Origin of the sequence: Flectobacillus roseus (assembly GCF_030056595.1) — a bacterium.
GTDB lineage: Bacteria > Bacteroidota > Bacteroidia > Cytophagales > Spirosomataceae > Flectobacillus > Flectobacillus roseus.
Map to the genome: position 1 here is coordinate 366434 of NZ_JASHIF010000009.1, position 15869 is coordinate 382302.

A 15869-nucleotide genomic window follows, 5' to 3' on the forward strand; every position below is an offset into this window, starting at 1 on the left:
CGTTCAGAATGAAACCCACCGTAACTTTGATTCGTTTTATCGTAAACTAGGTTACAGTACATTTTAAGTTCTTTCTTTCTGACAGGACAAAGTAGATTAGATGAAGAAAAATATTTTGATTGCCGACGAAATGCACCTTAGCATTCATACAATGCTAACCGAAATCGGGATGACTTATGATTATATCCCCGAAATTACTCGTGCAGAGTTGTTGGAAAAACTCAAAGACTACGATGGTTTGATTATTCGTAGTAAAACGAAGGTAGATATCGAAATGCTTGATACCGCACCTGAGTTGAAGTTTATTGCCAGAGCAGGCGCTGGTCTCGACCTCATCGACATCGCAGAAGCTGAGCGCAGAGGAATTATTATTTTTGCCGCCAATGAAGGTAATCGCGACGCCGTAGGCGAACATGTTATTGGGATGCTTTTATGTCTTTTCAATCATATCAATACAGCAGACATCGAGGTTCGTCACAAAATCTGGAAACGTGAGGCTAATCGTGGCATCGAACTCATGGGTATGACTGTTGGGATTATTGGATACGGCAATATGGGTAGTTCGGTTGCGAAAAGATTATCAGGATTTGGTGTAAAGGTTTTGGCTTACGATAAATACAAAAGTAATTTTAGTGATCAATATGCCCAAGAAGCCACATTGGAGGAATTGTTTGAGCAGGTAGATGTCTTAAGTCTTCATGTGCCATTGACCTCCGAAACTAAAATGATGGTGGATACAGACTTTATCAATTCGTTTCATAAACCGTTCTTTTTGGTCAATACCGCTCGTGGAGAAGTAGCCTCGGTTTGTAATATTGTGGAAGCCTTAAATTCGGGTCAGTTGCGAGGAGCTTGTTTGGATGTACTAGAAAATGAGAAAATGTCACAACTCAGTGCTGAGCAAGAAAGTTATTACGAAGCACTTTTTCAGAAAAAGAATGTCATTCTTACGCCTCACATCGGTGGATGGACTCATGAAAGTTATGTGAAAATCAATGAGGTATTGATTGATAAGATTAAAAAAGCTCATCCTCAACATTAGTATAGCAATAGTATTGAAGTAAAAAATCTGAAGCATCGACGCCAATTTATTCAAGTCGACGCTTCAGATTTTTATTTTGAATAATATTTTCGGGATTACACCAAGGAAATTTCCTTCAAACAATTTCAGCATAAATCAGTTAAAAAAGTATGAAAACTTCATTAGCTGATTTTGATTTTTTAGATCCAACTACATTTATCATTACCTGCATTGCTATGTTTTTTGTAGTAATGATTCGCTATTTTATTCTTTCAGGATTTTTCCATAGCTATTTTTATTTATGGAAAAAAGAAGAATGGAAGCTTCGAAAAATCAATACAAAGGCATATCCACCAGAACAGTTCAAAAAGGAAATAACTTGGTCTACGCTTACAGCAGTCCTTTTTTCTGTAATTGGAGCACTTACGGCGGTACTCTGGCAAAAAGGCTATACCCAATTATATACAGACTTGCACTGGTATGATATATTTTGGTTCCCGTGCAGCATAGTCATCTCAATGCTCATTCATGAAACCTATTATTATTGGGCTCACCGATGGATGCATCATCCGAAAATTTATCATCTTGTACATAAAGTCCATCACGATAGTAAAATTACCTCCGCATGGACAGCCTTCTCATTTCATCCGATTGAGGGTTTACTTGAAGCGCTTATTATGCCAGCGATTATTTGTATCATTCCTATGCATATATATGCCGCTACGGTTCATTTAACTATTATGACAATTACAGCGGCAATCAATCATTTAGACATAGAGATTTATCCTAAAACCAAATGGGGTAATTGGTTAGGTAAGGTAATGATTGGAGCCACTCACCATAGTCATCATCATAAGTACTATCGTTATAACTTTGGTTTATACTTTACCTTTTGGGATAAAATCGGCAAAACAGAAAGTCCCAAGTTTCAAAAAGAGTTTGATGAAAGAACATAAAAAAAGGAGACGTTAAACGTCTCCTTTAATAGTGTGGTAATAATAGTTGTAATATAAAATCTTAGTAATTGTAGTGCGTACGAACTAAGCCTCTATAGCCTCTTTCTTGCAACCACATCACTTTTTCTGATGCTGATTCTTTTGTATGGAATTCTCCGAAAAGAATACGATACACTTTACCCATTTCTTTTTGACCAACTTGAACATAAATTTCATCTGGTGACAAACCTAACTTAATAAGTTCATCATACATATCATGAATTTTGTTTAAGCTTGTCAATGCTGTTACCTGTACCGCAAATCCTCTTGGAGATTTTACTGTACCGTTGATATCGTAAGTTCTATCTTCAGAGAATGCCGTCGAATAGCTACTTGGAGCCATTGCAACCGATGCTTGAGGCATTAATGAACTAGATTGTACAGGCACTCTTTCTTGAGTACTTGCCGCGATATCGTAATCTCTATAAATATTTACCTGAGACGCAGGTCTAGCATTCAATACTTCAACTCTTACTTGAGCTTTTCCACTTGCAATCATACCCAGACGAGAAGCAGCCTCTCTTGACAAATTCAATAATTTGCCCTCTTCTTCACAACGACAATAATCATTTACGCGTACATCGACTGTACGATTATTTTCGAGGTTTGTTACTCTCAAAACCGTATTTAGAGGATACTTTGAATGCGAAGCAGTAAGTTGTGCATCGTCGTAGCGCTCACCATAAGATGTTAAATTTCCAGTTAAGTTTTTACCGTAATACTTTGCAATTCCTTCTTCTACTACATTATTTCCATAAGAACCACTATACTCAGAATTTTGAGCTTTTGTAACCATCAAACCACCTTGAACTAAAATAAGGAAAGCGGATGCGATTAATTTTTTCATAATTGTTATTCAGATTATGTGTTTATTTTCAGATGTGTTTTAAGAAACGCAGTGCTTATACTCGATGAAACCTTCGAAATTTGAGATAAATGTATAAAATGACTATTATAAAGTTTATACAATTCTTAACAAAAATCATGCCAGCTTTAAAATACTTTAGCTAAGTTTACGTTTTAACATGCTTAATTGCCAAATTAAATAGACAAAAGCCATAAAAAACTTATGAATTGTAGTTTTATCTAACCAATTCAAGGTTTCTCTAGCATTTCAAAATCTATGTTTTGTCCAACTTTCAAACAAAACGTTATACTTTATAAAGTGTGAAGTAAGGAGATATGAGATTTGAGTGGCTTACTAAAAAGAATTTGTCTTTTTTCAAGATTTGTACTTACTCAGGCTTTTTATTCAAATTCTTTCTTTAAAATATTGTAAGTCCTTGATTATTTACTAGCTTATATCGTGCCAAACTTTTGTAAAACTCAAAATTTTATCAAAAAAACTTGTTTTACGTTTAAATTTTAGATTTCGACAATTAGAAATATATTTGTATAGGCACTCTCAAGGTCTTGTTTATGCTATTCTTGAGTGGTACCCTACAATTAGATAACATTTTTATAAACAAAAACATTCGTGTATCTATGGTAAGTTTTGGATAAGATAGTTGAGATTTCCGTTTCTCGAAATGATAATTATCAAGAAATCAATATTAAATCTCATCTCTCGCTATTCTTCATACTCACTGTGATACCCAAACCATTTTCCCAATTTAGAACAAATAGCTATGGCTAAAACGAAACAATCTTTAAAAAAACCGCAAAACGGACAGAGTCGAGTAATTATCGAACGTGTAAGCCCTGAACTAGACGGGGGGCGTTTTGCTATTAAAGCTGTACAAGGGGATTCTATTCATGTAGAAGCAGACGTTTTTTTGGATGGACACGATATTCTCTCAGCAAGATTGCTCCACAAGCGTAACAATGCCAAAGATTGGATTGAAACACCTATGTATTTTATCAATAATGACCGTTATGGGGCATCATTTAAGGTAGAAGACAATGGTTTCTACGAATATACCATTGAAGCATGGGTAGACCATGCTGCTAGCTGGGAGCACGAAATCAGCATGAAAATTAAGGATGGACAACACGTCAACATTGAACTGTTAGTCGGTGCGAATATATTGGACTATATGGCTTCAATAGCTTCAGTATCAGACAAAGCACTAATTGAACATGCGGCGAGTATCTTCCGCAATCCTAGTGAATACCAACATGCTGTTGAGTTTGCCACAGGAACTACCATGCACGATTGGATTCAGTTGTATCCGAATAAAAAGTATGTTAGTACCTACAAGACACTCAAACTGTGGGTTGATCGTGAAAAAGCGGCTTTCTCTTCTTGGTATTCGATGTTTCCACGTTCTGCAGCATCAAAAAAAGGAGCACATGGTACATTTAAAGATGTTGAGGAAAATGTCATTCCGCGTGTAAAATCTTTAGGCTTTGATGTTTTATATATTCCTCCTATTCACCCAATTGGTCATCAATTTAGAAAAGGTAAAAACAATTCAACTACCTGTGAGCCAGGCGAACCTGGGGTTCCGTATGGTATTGGTTCAGACTTAGGCGGTCACACGGCGATTTTGCCAGAATTGGGTACCTTAGATGATTTAAAACATTTGATTCAGACTTGTCAAGATAATGGTATCGAACTAGCTATGGACTTAGCCATTCAATGTTCGCCAGATCACCCTTATACTAAAGAACATCCAGAATGGTTCAAAGTACGTCCTGATGGTACGATTCAATATGCGGAGAACCCTCCTAAAAAATACCAAGATATTTACCCTATCAACTTTGAGTCTGAAAACTGGGAGGAGCTTTGGGATGAGTTAAAAAATGTCATTATGACATGGGCCGAATGGGGTATTCGCCTTATTCGTGTAGACAATCCACATACCAAATCATTTAATTTTTGGGAATGGGTCATTGCCGAAGTGCAAGCAGTATATCCAGACATGATTTTCTTGGCAGAAGCATTTACCAAGCCGAAGGTAATGGCACAACTTGCCAAATTGGGTTATGCACAATCATATACCTATTATACTTGGCGCAATAACAAAGCCGAATTGACTGATTATATGATGGAGTTGACGCATACCGAACAGAAATACTACATGCGTCCCAACTTTTGGCCGAATACCCATGATATTTTGCCTTGGTGCTTGCAAGGTGGTTTAGAACCGATGTTTATCACACGTTATTTTATGGCGGCTACTCTTTCGGCAAACTATGGTATTTTTGGACCTGTATTTGAAAGCATGAACAATGAAGCAAATCCAGGGAAAGAAGAGTATCGTAATTCTGAGAAATATGAAATCAAACACTGGGATTGGTCATTTGAAAATAAGTTGACACAAATCATTCGTCTGACGAACCAAGCACGCGTCGAAAATTCCGCTTTGCAACGTACCAATAATATTACTTTCTGTCAGATAGAAAATGATCAAGTATTGGCCTATCTAAAAACGCATGCCAATGGTAACCGAATTTTGTGCGTAGTCAATCTCGACCCTTATAATCGCCAGGGCGGAGTAGTGAGAGTACCACTTTCGCAAATCCATAAGCATCAAGACCAAGAATATGTCGTTCATGATTTGTTGACTGGAGCTAAATATAATTGGAAAGGCGAATATAATTTTGTAGATCTTGACCCTCATATTATGCCGATGCACTTGTTCAGAATTGAAGATATATAGTGTAAGATTTATACTTAGGTGTTGGGAGTCAAATCCCTCTTGGGAACTACTTATAATCACCTAAGTATATTAAGAAATTATTAAGCCCAACTTCATACTTTAAGAAGTTGGGCTTATTTTTGGTTAAAATCATAAGCAAAAATACAGATACAATTGCTTAGAGCCATTTTTTGAAACAATTCGTTTTACAATCGATTTCATAAAAATACTTGCCAAAAAATGATTTATTAATAAAAAAAATAATTAAATTTCTATTCCTAGGATAAAATCAGGTTACTTTCAGCTGTAAAGTTATCTCCAAACCAATATGACCATTTGAATATGAACTCAACAAATACTCTTTATTCAACTCCATTTTTCTTACCCAAATCACCCTGTTTTTTCGGTAAAAAACGGCAATAGCTAGCCCTCTAATATTTCACTTTTTCTTAGAATCTCCATATTTTACTGTGTGAGACCAGATTTGTTTTGCCCAATGTTAAGGATAAATCATCTCGACTTAATGATTTATTTACAGCCTCTCGACTTTGATAGGATAACTTGCGCCTCCAAATTAAGCATTGGTGAATGCTAGAGACAGGATACTCGTAATTTTCTTAAACTCAAAAAAAGTATACAACATCCTGATACTCATACTTATCAACCCAATTTTATCATGAACAAACTCTACTCTCAGAGTCTTACCAGCAAACTAGCCGCTGGTTTGCTATTAGGTGTTTGTGTGGGGCTTTCGCCCACACCGCTTCACGCTCACAACCGTGCAGCATTATCTAATTACAGCTTAGAAAAATTAATGACTAGTGAAATTCCTGTAAAAGGAAAAGTCATTGATGCCACAACTAACGAACCGCTTATTGGTTGTTCGGTTGCAGTGAAAGGTAGCAAGCGTGGTGTAAATACCGACGCAAAAGGAAATTTTGCATTGAATGTTGACGAAAAGGCAACTTTAGTCATCACTTTTGTAGGATACGAAAGACAAGAAATAGCGGTAAATGGCCGTACACAAATAGAGGTTTCGTTAAAATCAACTGCGTCTGACTTAGAACAAGTTGTTGTTGTAGGTTATGGTAGTACAACGAAAAAAGATGTAACAGGTTCGGTAAAATCATTGAAAAGTGCCGAATTTAACCAAGGTATCATCAACACACCTGAATCTTTATTACAAGGTAAAGTATCGGGTGTAAACGTAACATCTGCAAGTGGTGAGCCGGGTGGTACTCAAAACATCACAGTTCGTGGTCCGGGTGGTGTTCGTACGGGTAGTACGCCATTGTTTGTAGTAGATGGAATGGCACTTGATAATTCATCAACAGGTGGAGCAACCAACCCGTTGACGTTTATGAACCCTCAAGACATCGAGTCGATCGACGTATTGAAAGATGCCTCTGCAACTGCCATTTATGGTTCAAGAGGTGCTAACGGGGTTATCTTGATTACTACGAAAAAAGGAAAATCGGGATTCTCTTCACTCACTTACTCAGCTAGTTACGGTTTGTCTACTATGGCTCGTCCGTTGAATGTATTTACAGCTGATGAATACCGTAAGCAAGTAGTAGCTGTTGGTGGTGTATTGGAAGATTTCAAAGGAAATACAGACTGGCAAAAAGAGATTAGTCGTACAGCTGTTACGCAAAACCATAACTTATCTTTTGGTGGTGGAGCAGACAAGCTTACTTATTACGGTTCATTCGGTATCCAGAATCAAGAGGGTATTATCAAAAATAGCCAATTGAATCGCTACTCTGGTCGCTTAAATGTTACACAAAAACTATTGAAAGATCGTTTGACTGTAGATGTAAACTTAAACGCATCACAAACATACAACGAACGTCCTCCAATCGGATCTGTTTTGGGTAGTGCTATTTCTACAAACCCAACAATTCCTGCTTATGATGCCAATGGTAATATCTATTTGTATCAGTCAGGTACTAACCCGTTGTTGGCACTGAAATTGGAAAAAGATGCGACAACTACTACTAGACTTTTGGGGAATATCTCGCCATCTTTGAAAATCACCGATCACTTAACTTACAAACTTAACTTCGGGATTGACTACTCAAGTGCACACCGTGATTTGCAATCATTAGCAAACGCTGTACCACAACAAGATGGTCGTTTAGAATCGATTGATACATGGAATACCAACCGTTTGATTGAAAACTATTTGACTTATAACAGAAACATTGGTAAAGATCATACTTTCTCGATGTTGGTGGGTCACTCTTATCAAAGATTCTACTTCCAAGGTCGTGGTTACAGTATCAACAAATTCCCTATTACTGACCTTGAGCCAATTTATAACCCAGGTCTAGGTCAAGAATTGACATTGGCAAACAACAAGCCTTACGGTTATGCCACTATCAACGAATTGCAATCATTCTTTGGCCGTGTAAACTATTCGTACAAAGACAAGTACTTATTGACAGCAACAGTTCGTGCAGATGGTTCATCAAAATTTGGTGCTAACAACAAATACGGGATATTCCCATCATTTTCAGCAGGTTGGAGAATTTCTGAAGAGGAATTCATGAAAGGTTCTTCGGTAAGCAACTTAAAGTTAAGAGCTGGTTGGGGTAGAACAGGTAACCAAGAGATTCCTTCAAAAATTACTCAAGCACGCTTTACTTCGGTGGTTTCAGGTACAACTTCTTATCCATTGAATGAGTCTACTACCTACCCTGCTGGTACTTCATATACTCGTTTGGCTAACCCAAATATTCAGTGGGAACAATCTACTCAAACTGACTTAGGTTTAGATTTTGCGTTCTTGAATGGTGCTTTGAGCGGTACAATCGATGCTTTCCACAAAGTTTCTGGTGATATTTTGTTAGAAGTAATTCCTTCTGACCCAGTACAACCAGCGGGTACATTCTGGACAAACGTGAAGGATATGACTATCACTAACAAAGGTTTGGAATTAGAATTGAACTACCGTCATTCAACGAAACAAGGTTTGACATACGAATTTGGTGGAAACATTACTTTCATCAGCAACGTAGTAAACAAATCACCTTACTCGGTAATTCCTTCAGGTTCGGCTTCAGGTTCTGGTTTGACTTCAGCTACTATCAATGGTTATGTAAATGGTCAACCTATTGGTACATTCTTCTTGAAAGAATTTATTGGTTTGGATGACAAAGGGTTGAGCAAATACAGAGATGTTGACGGTGATGGTATCGTTACAGACAACGACCGTATTGCAGCAGGAACTGCATTACCTAATAAACAATATAACTTCTTTGGTCGTGTGAGCTACAAAGGTTTTGATTTGGCCGCTAACTTCAATGGCGTGTCTGGAAACAAAATCTATGATAACACTGCTAACGCAAACTTTTACAAATTGCGTCTTTCAAAAGGAATCAACACTACTCCTGAAGTATTAGCATTCCCGAATGAATCTGTTAATAACTCAGCTCCAGTATCAACAAGATTCTTGAAAGACGGTGCATTCTTACGTTTGAATAACCTTGCACTAGGTTATACATTTGATACCAAAAAGTTAGGAATCAACGAATGGATTTCAGGCTTGAGATTATCTGTAACTGGTCAAAACTTATTTGTAATTACCCAATACAATGGCTATGACCCAGAAGTAAACACAGACCGTACAATCAACGGTATTACTTCTTATGGTATCGATTATTTAAGTTATCCAAAAGCAAGAACAGTTGTATTTGGACTTAATGTAACATTCTAATTTTCTAAAGAAACATGAAAAAACCAGTTATATTCCTTTCATTGTTAGCCTCTTTGATTGCAGCTCAAAGTTGTACTAACCTCGAAGAACAAGTACTAGATGAATCTTTTTCTCCGAGTATTTCTTATGCAGATATCGCTAATGGTACATTGGCTCCTGTATACGCTTTATTACCAAGTATTTTCTTACATACCAACTATTTTGCCATTCAAGAAATCTCTACAGATGAGGCTATTTTGCCTTACCGTGGAGGTACAGACTGGGGTGACAATGGTATTTATTTAGCCTTGCACCAGCATACACAAACCAGTACAGATCCAAACTTGAAAAACACTTGGAACTTTATTCTTCAAGGTATTTCTCGTTCGGTTTCAGCTATCAATGAGTTTCAGGGCAAAACCGATGCAACTTCTCAGTTGTACTTGGCAGAATCACGTGGTATGCGTGCTTATTACTCAATGTTGACCTTGGATTTGTTTGGTGTTGTTTTTGTAAAAAATAGTGTTGGTGAAACCTCGAAAGTAATCCGTGGTGCAGAAGCAGTAGAATATATCAAATCAGAATTGTTGGCGGTTGAACCAAACCTTTCAACTACAGTAGGTCCTGGTCGTTTGAACAAAGCTGCTGCTTGGGGTTTATTGGCTCGCTTGTACTTAAATGCTGCTGTTTATCGTAATGTGACAGCACAAACTGTAACTTTCTCAAATGACGATTTAGACAAAGTGATTGAGTATACAGACAAAATCATTAACTCTAATCAATACCAGTTGTCGCCAGAATATTTCTCAATTTTCAATAGCGATAACCATAGCAACAAAGAAATTATCTTTGCTGTAGACCAACGTGCTGAGTTGAATGGTCATAACCGTTTGGCATACTTCTCGTTGTCGGGTGACCAATTCCCTTTGCCAGCATTCCCTGCGGCAAATGGTACTGACGGTCCAGCGATTACGTCTGACTATTATCGTACTTGGGTAAATGCTTATGGCTCACAAGACCCCAGCGTTGACCCTCGTTTTTACAAGCAAAACCTTTCGATTTATTCAAACCCAGCTGACTCATGTGTAACAGCTGAAAGCTTCAATATCAACCGAGGTATTTTGCGTGGTCAGCAGTATGGTTTGATTCGTAAAAATGGTGTTTTCTTGAAATGTCCAGATGGAAAAATGAAGGTTGGTAAACTTTTCAATGACACTCGTAACCGTCCGACTACTCCAGTAATCTTTACCGAAAAAGTAGACTTTACTGTTGCTGGTTCTGACTACTCAACAGGCTACCGTGTTGAAAAATATGAGTTCTCGAAGAAATCTACATCAGGTCGTAACCTTGGAGACGCAGATATCGTAATTTTACGTTTGGCTGATGTATATATGATGCGCGCAGAAGCAAAATTGCGTAAGAGCAACGACGCTGCTTCAGCTTTAGCAGATGTTAATACCGTTCGTGCTTCAAGAAAAGCGACAACGCCTCCTCCAGCTTTGACAAGTATGTCATTAGACTTATTGTATCGTGAAAGAGGTTTTGAATTTTACTGGGAAATGCTTCGTCGTACAGATATGATTCGTTTTGGTAAATACGAAGATACTTGGACTGAAAAAACTAACACAGACCGTAACAAACGTATTTTCCCAATTCCACAAACAGCCATCGACGGTGCTTCTAACCTTCCAGGCTATTTAGTACAGAATCCATCATATTAAGAAGTGATGAGTTTTGAATGAGGAGTGATGAGTTTCATCACTCCTTTTTTGTTTTAGTATATCTGCCCTTTCCGCACTCCACACTCAAAACTCATCACTCTTTTACTGGTTGTTATAATAAGTAAAATCCTTTGTGATTTTTCCATTTTGTAGGGTAAAAATCGTACAAATTGGAAGCTCGAACTTACTGCTTGGCATAGAGCCTTTAGAAATAAACTCTACAATGATATGATTGGTATCGGATGGGTATATGCTGATAACGCTGTCTCGAAGATCAGGAAACATCTTGGCGAGCTCGGTATATTTTACGACGGTTTGTTGTTGAGACTGTTTCACTATACCAGTACCAAAAGAAGGGTCTTTAAACTCCGCAGAATCGACATACATGGCTGCCATTGCCTTAAAATCATGGCGATTGAAATGTTCAAAATAGGTTTTGACAAATACTTCCGATTTTTGTTTGTTAGCATCTTCTTTTTGAGACTGACAGCCCCAAAAAACACTCAATGATAAAATTACAAATAGATTTTTCATAGCAATAAAGGTTTATGTAAATAATATTGAGAAGATACATTTATATAAATAATTTAAGCCAAAGTCTAAATACTAAAATACCTGATTATTAAGACTAAGTATTAGTGCTGAATTTTGATTTGTCGATTAATACAGTACAAAAGTTTAAGTTTTGTGTTTAAAATAAAATTGCAGTTGGGAAACCGAAAGGGTTGCCGCTAATGCAAAAATGCTAATGATAAGAACGCACTTGAACAACGTAAAATCCTTCGTAGAACACTATTTGAAGATTATGAAGGTTTTTAAATTATCTATTATTTTACTTGAAAAATGTCAAACATACTGCTCACTCCTGATTTGTAAACTTAAAAAGGGATTCGAAAGGAAAATTACTCCTTTTCGAATCCCTTTTCAAGTTTTTATTATTTTACTAACACTATTCCTACAAGTTTTTTATCCTCCCCATCACCAGTTTTACTAAAGAAATGAGGGTTTGCTAAGGCTTCTTTTTTGTAAACATTTTCGTAATAGTGATTCGTCATTAAGTCAATTTGGTATTTTCGTTGACCTACTTGTGCATTTTTAAAAAGTCGACTGACAAAATAATGTGAAAAATCTTCAGGTTTGTATTTCGCTAGCGTTTGATATGGCACATGTTTTCCATCAATCCAAATACCACAACGTGGGTGTGTCCAGATTTTTAGCATTTCAGCAGTTGGTCGTTCGAAGGGTAAATAGCTTGGCTTTTTCAAGGTTTCTCGTTCTTCCTGAGTTAATTCAGCATAGGTTTTCATTATTTCATGTCGGCTATTTGGTTTATTTGGATAAAAGGTTGTGACCAAATATTTCACCTTGTTGGAGTCAATTGCTACTGGCACTGGTTTTTGCGTTTTTTTCTCAGTTTTTTGCCCTAAAGACCAATCTGAAAATCCAGCAATCAATACCAAAATTAAAGGTAAACAAGCCACGCCACGCAAGATACGGGCAGTTACGGAGGTGTGATGTGTCATCATAAGAAATCGTTTTTTTGTAATAGAAAAGGTTGAACTGCTTGTTAAATAAAGAGCATTGCCAGTGGCATTTTGAAGTAAAAGTTGCTGATAGGTCGGCACTTGTGTTTGAGCTAGAACTTCTCTGTCAGCCAAAAACTCATGATTTAATTGAATCGCCTTTTTGTACAAATACAAGATGGGATTCCACCAAAAAACGATCAGAAATAACTCTACAAAAAGAATATCCCAAGTATGCTTTTGTTTTACATGGGTCAATTCATGCAAAAGAATATCTGATTCAATTCCTTTGGTTTGATAAATTGACTTGTTTAAAAAGATGTAGTTCCAAAAACTAAACGGGGCGATTTTTTCCTCAATTAATACCAAATGAGCATTTTGGTGTACTAGCTTTTCATTCATCACTGCTTTGCGAGTAATCAGATAAAGCCCTCGCAAAAATCTGATCAACAACACTCCAAGTATTAAACCATAGATGTAGAACCAAATGGGCATTTCGACTGTAGGATACTCATTCGGTTGAATTAACTCAATCGAAGGTATTTTCCCATCAATCGGATTTGCATTTTTTATAGGTAGAACTATTTCCATAACATGTTCTTGATACCATGGAATCTCGAAAGAAACCAATGGAATTGTCGTGCTCAATACAAGCCCTACCAATAGAAAGTAGCGCTTAAACAAATGAAAGTTTTCATTTTCAAGACATAGTTTATAAAATAGGTATATCAAACCCAGACAGGCTGAAAATTTGAGTAGGTAGAGTGTCATTGCTGTTTTTGTTGAAGTTGAGCATCAATGATTTTTTTTAATTCTTCCAATTCTTCTGTACTCATTTCGCTTTGCTGAGTAAAAAAGGATGCAAACTGACCCACCGAGTTGTTAAAGAAATTCTTAATCAGTCCCTTAACATGCTTCGTAAAATAGTCGTCTTTAGACACAAGCGGATAATACTCCCTCGAATTACCATATTCACGATACGCCACAAAACCTTTATCAATCATTCGTTTCAATAAAGTTGCAACCGTTGTCGTAGCTGGTTTGGGGTCGGGATATGCCTCTAACAAATCTTTCATAAAGGCCTTTTCCTTCTGCCAAAGGTATTCCATGAGTTTTTCTTCAGTTTCTGAAAGCTTCATTTCTACATATTTAGAATTTACTCTACAAATGTAGAATAAAAATTTATATCGACAAGATAAAGTTGATTTTTTTGAAAAAATGATGGGATATTTTTGAGGATACTATTATATAGTTAGAAACTTAGTCTCGGACTGGTGTTTGTTTCAGCTTACAAACTGTTTAAAAAAATAAGTCCAACACTAAGTCTTGAACTAGTAAAATGGTATTATTGACAATTAACATAGTTTGTGGTGGGCATTTTTTCCCATCCACTCGCAGGAATTTTATCTATGGAAGCAACGCAAATAGATTTAAGTCCATAAATCTGCAACTTACATTTTTGAAGCTTGGTATTTTGTCTTAAATCAATAGAATCCAACCTGTTATACAAAATCCATGAAGCGTAAAGCTCTTCTAAATTTGTTAGCTGAGATACATTCAACGAGCTCAGACTACTTCCTGTACAGTTTAGAACCTTAAGTTGTTGAGGCTTAATCACAAAGTCTAAAGTTGAGATATTGGTGTAGGCACAATGAATGGTTTGCAGATTGGCGAAAGGGTTTAATATGATGGACTGGACTTGTTTATAATCGGTCACACCAGCAATTAACTCTTGAATACCTGAGCATTTTAAATAAGTAAGTTTAGCGTTTTTGCTCAAATCCAGAACGGATAAAGTATTGTAGGAACAATCAAGATAACTTAAGTTCTCAAATGCTTCTATGCCTGCGAGATTCGAAATGGTGTTATTGATATTTGAAACATCACCTTGAATCAACAAGGTATCCACTTTCATAACATCTAATTTTGCTATTTTCCCATTTACTTGCTTGTCGGAATCAATCCCTTGGGCGACCAGCATTTTTTCAAAGATAGGGTCTTTAATTACGATTGATTCGGGAATATCTTCTGATTTTTACAGCTTAGAAGAGCAATGAATACTAATAAGTATAGTAGATTTTTCATGTGTTTGATGGTTTTAGAACTGCCTAGGGCTCGACTAAGTCTTGACCTAGTAAAACATTACTCTTTATTTCCCTCTAAACTCGCGATAGGTATCAGCTACAATTTTATGAATGATATGATCAAGTGATTCCACTTCTTGCTCAAGATAACTCCAGTTTGGAATAGATTGTACTGCTTCATAATCCATATTGATTAGATCTATCAAGCCTTTGATATTGGCAACTGGTCGACGAATTTCGTGAGAATGTTGCCAAGCGATTTTTTCCAAAATCTGCACTTGTTCTTTTAGCTGAATTTCGTTTTGTATACGAGCGGTCACATCCTGAATCATGGCTAAAACCAACTGTTTTCCATTGACAATAAATGAGTTGAGACTTACCTCCACAATTAACTCTTTGCCATCTTTGGTGACAGATGGGATAAATCTGCCTGCTCCCATTTGGTACATTCGTGGTGACTGTAGATATTCTTCGGTATGTTGATGGTGATTTTGTTTGAAGCGAGCAGGAATCAATAAATCGATGTGTTGATTTATCATTTCTTCGTGATTATACCCAAAAATCTTTTCAGTTTCGGGATTACACAAGGTAATTGTCATTTGACTGTCTACTATCAAAATGGCAATGGGTGCAGTCTCGATAATACGACGAAATTTCATCTCACTCTCGTATCGTGATATTTCTGCTCTTTTTTGAGCATTAATATTTTTGATATATAATGCAATCCCAATCAATTGATTATTAACATCGTAAACTGGGTTCATCTTATATTCAAACCAGACAGTAGTATTACCTACTACAGCCTCGTCTTGAATAATAATAATTTCTCCTTCTAAGGCTTTTTGAAAACTTTCTGCATAGAGATTCTGTGTAGATTCGAGTACATAGTTTCGATAATCATCACCAATCTGGATATCGGTGTTAAAGTAACCAGATATCATTTCTTGAAGGGTACGATTAAATAATAAAATAGTATGATTAGCAGAAATCAATACAAAATTTTCAGGCGAACTGTCTAGTATCGCCTTTAATGTATCAATTAATGGTATTTCAGAAGTGTTTAGCATTAGATAGGTATATACCCTAAAGCAGTAAAAGCGATAGCAGTGGTTTAATATTGGTGGTATTTGTTAGCTAACAAATTTACACAGATTTCTAATTTTCTACTCTCTTTTTGAAAATAAAGCCTTCAAATATATCAGTATACTTATTTTTGAGTAAAAAATGAGGATACGCTAGCTGTT

General features: G+C 36.5%; 11 protein-coding genes. 5 read left to right on the forward strand and 6 right to left on the reverse strand.

What is annotated here, in order from left to right; genetic code table 11:
* Positions 1 to 100: 100 nt before the first annotated feature.
* The gene (locus QM524_RS12400; protein ID WP_283344842.1) at positions 101 to 1042 is read left to right on the forward strand and encodes an NAD(P)-dependent oxidoreductase; all 942 of its coding nucleotides are present in this window, start codon (positions 101 to 103) and stop codon (positions 1040 to 1042) included.
* Positions 1043 to 1191: 149 nt separating this feature from the next.
* Positions 1192 to 1977: a sterol desaturase family protein gene (locus tag QM524_RS12405; RefSeq protein ID WP_283344843.1), complete on the forward strand. Its 786-nt coding sequence runs from the start codon at positions 1192 to 1194 to the stop codon at positions 1975 to 1977.
* 61 nt (positions 1978 to 2038) lie between these two features.
* Here the strand turns inward: QM524_RS12405 and QM524_RS12410 are convergent, their stop codons facing one another.
* On the reverse strand, positions 2039 to 2863 hold the full coding sequence (locus tag QM524_RS12410) for an SPOR domain-containing protein (protein WP_283344844.1): 825 nt from the start codon (positions 2861 to 2863) through the stop codon (positions 2039 to 2041).
* Between the two features lie 781 nt (positions 2864 to 3644).
* Between QM524_RS12410 and QM524_RS12415 the strand changes: the two genes are divergently transcribed.
* The 3 genes from QM524_RS12415 to QM524_RS12425 all read left to right on the forward strand — a co-directional run bounded on the left by QM524_RS12415 (position 3645) and on the right by QM524_RS12425 (position 11018).
* Positions 3645 to 5621 (forward strand): alpha-1,4-glucan--maltose-1-phosphate maltosyltransferase, encoded by a 1977-nt coding sequence (locus QM524_RS12415; protein WP_283344845.1) that lies wholly within the window; start codon positions 3645 to 3647, stop codon positions 5619 to 5621.
* 793 nt (positions 5622 to 6414) lie between these two features.
* A complete protein-coding gene (locus tag QM524_RS12420; RefSeq protein WP_283344872.1) occupies positions 6415 to 9318 on the forward strand; it encodes a SusC/RagA family TonB-linked outer membrane protein in 2904 nt (967 codons plus the stop codon).
* A 14-nt stretch (positions 9319 to 9332) separates the two neighbouring features.
* Positions 9333 to 11018, forward strand: coding sequence for a RagB/SusD family nutrient uptake outer membrane protein (locus QM524_RS12425; protein WP_283344846.1), 1686 nt, complete (start codon positions 9333 to 9335; stop codon positions 11016 to 11018).
* Positions 11019 to 11120: 102 nt separating this feature from the next.
* On the opposite strand, the gene QM524_RS12430 is transcribed toward QM524_RS12425, so the two are convergent.
* The 5 genes from QM524_RS12430 to QM524_RS12450 all read right to left on the reverse strand — a co-directional run bounded on the left by QM524_RS12430 (position 11121) and on the right by QM524_RS12450 (position 15692).
* On the reverse strand, positions 11121 to 11552 hold the full coding sequence (locus QM524_RS12430; protein ID WP_283344847.1) for a nuclear transport factor 2 family protein: 432 nt from the start codon (positions 11550 to 11552) through the stop codon (positions 11121 to 11123).
* Between the two features lie 401 nt (positions 11553 to 11953).
* Positions 11954 to 13312 carry a M56 family metallopeptidase gene (locus tag QM524_RS12435; protein ID WP_283344848.1) on the reverse strand — a complete coding sequence of 453 codons (1359 nt, stop codon included), beginning with the start codon at positions 13310 to 13312 and terminating at the stop codon, positions 11954 to 11956.
* Complete coding sequence (locus tag QM524_RS12440; RefSeq protein WP_166578427.1) at positions 13309 to 13680, reverse strand: BlaI/MecI/CopY family transcriptional regulator; 372 nt, start codon at positions 13678 to 13680, stop codon at positions 13309 to 13311. Before QM524_RS12440 ends, QM524_RS12435 begins: the two co-directional genes overlap by 4 nt.
* Before the next feature lie 206 nt (positions 13681 to 13886).
* Positions 13887 to 14522: a leucine-rich repeat domain-containing protein gene (locus QM524_RS12445; RefSeq protein WP_283344849.1), complete on the reverse strand. Its 636-nt coding sequence runs from the start codon at positions 14520 to 14522 to the stop codon at positions 13887 to 13889.
* Positions 14523 to 14690: 168 nt separating this feature from the next.
* Entirely contained in the window at positions 14691 to 15692 is a 1002-nt protein-coding gene (locus tag QM524_RS12450) for a PAS domain-containing protein (RefSeq protein WP_095164780.1), read from the reverse strand.
* Positions 15693 to 15869: the final 177 nt, after the last annotated feature.

What these genes read in the sequence shown, in the direction of transcription:
- QM524_RS12400 (WP_283344842.1), top strand. Translation starts at nt 101, where the DNA reads ATGAAGAAAAATATTTTGATTGCCGACGAAATGCACCTTAGCATTCAT.
- QM524_RS12405 (WP_283344843.1), top strand. Translation starts at nt 1,192, where the DNA reads ATGAAAACTTCATTAGCTGATTTTGATTTTTTAGATCCAACTACATTT.
- QM524_RS12410 (WP_283344844.1), bottom strand. Translation starts at nt 2,863, where the DNA reads ATGAAAAAATTAATCGCATCCGCTTTCCTTATTTTAGTTCAAGGTGGT.
- QM524_RS12415 (WP_283344845.1), top strand. Translation starts at nt 3,645, where the DNA reads ATGGCTAAAACGAAACAATCTTTAAAAAAACCGCAAAACGGACAGAGT.
- QM524_RS12420 (WP_283344872.1), top strand. Translation starts at nt 6,415, where the DNA reads ATGACTAGTGAAATTCCTGTAAAAGGAAAAGTCATTGATGCCACAACT.
- QM524_RS12425 (WP_283344846.1), top strand. Translation starts at nt 9,333, where the DNA reads ATGAAAAAACCAGTTATATTCCTTTCATTGTTAGCCTCTTTGATTGCA.
- QM524_RS12430 (WP_283344847.1), bottom strand. Translation starts at nt 11,552, where the DNA reads ATGAAAAATCTATTTGTAATTTTATCATTGAGTGTTTTTTGGGGCTGT.
- QM524_RS12435 (WP_283344848.1), bottom strand. Translation starts at nt 13,312, where the DNA reads ATGACACTCTACCTACTCAAATTTTCAGCCTGTCTGGGTTTGATATAC.
- QM524_RS12440 (WP_166578427.1), bottom strand. Translation starts at nt 13,680, where the DNA reads ATGAAGCTTTCAGAAACTGAAGAAAAACTCATGGAATACCTTTGGCAG.
- QM524_RS12445 (WP_283344849.1), bottom strand. Translation starts at nt 14,522, where the DNA reads ATGCTGGTCGCCCAAGGGATTGATTCCGACAAGCAAGTAAATGGGAAA.
- QM524_RS12450 (WP_095164780.1), bottom strand. Translation starts at nt 15,692, where the DNA reads ATGCTAAACACTTCTGAAATACCATTAATTGATACATTAAAGGCGATA.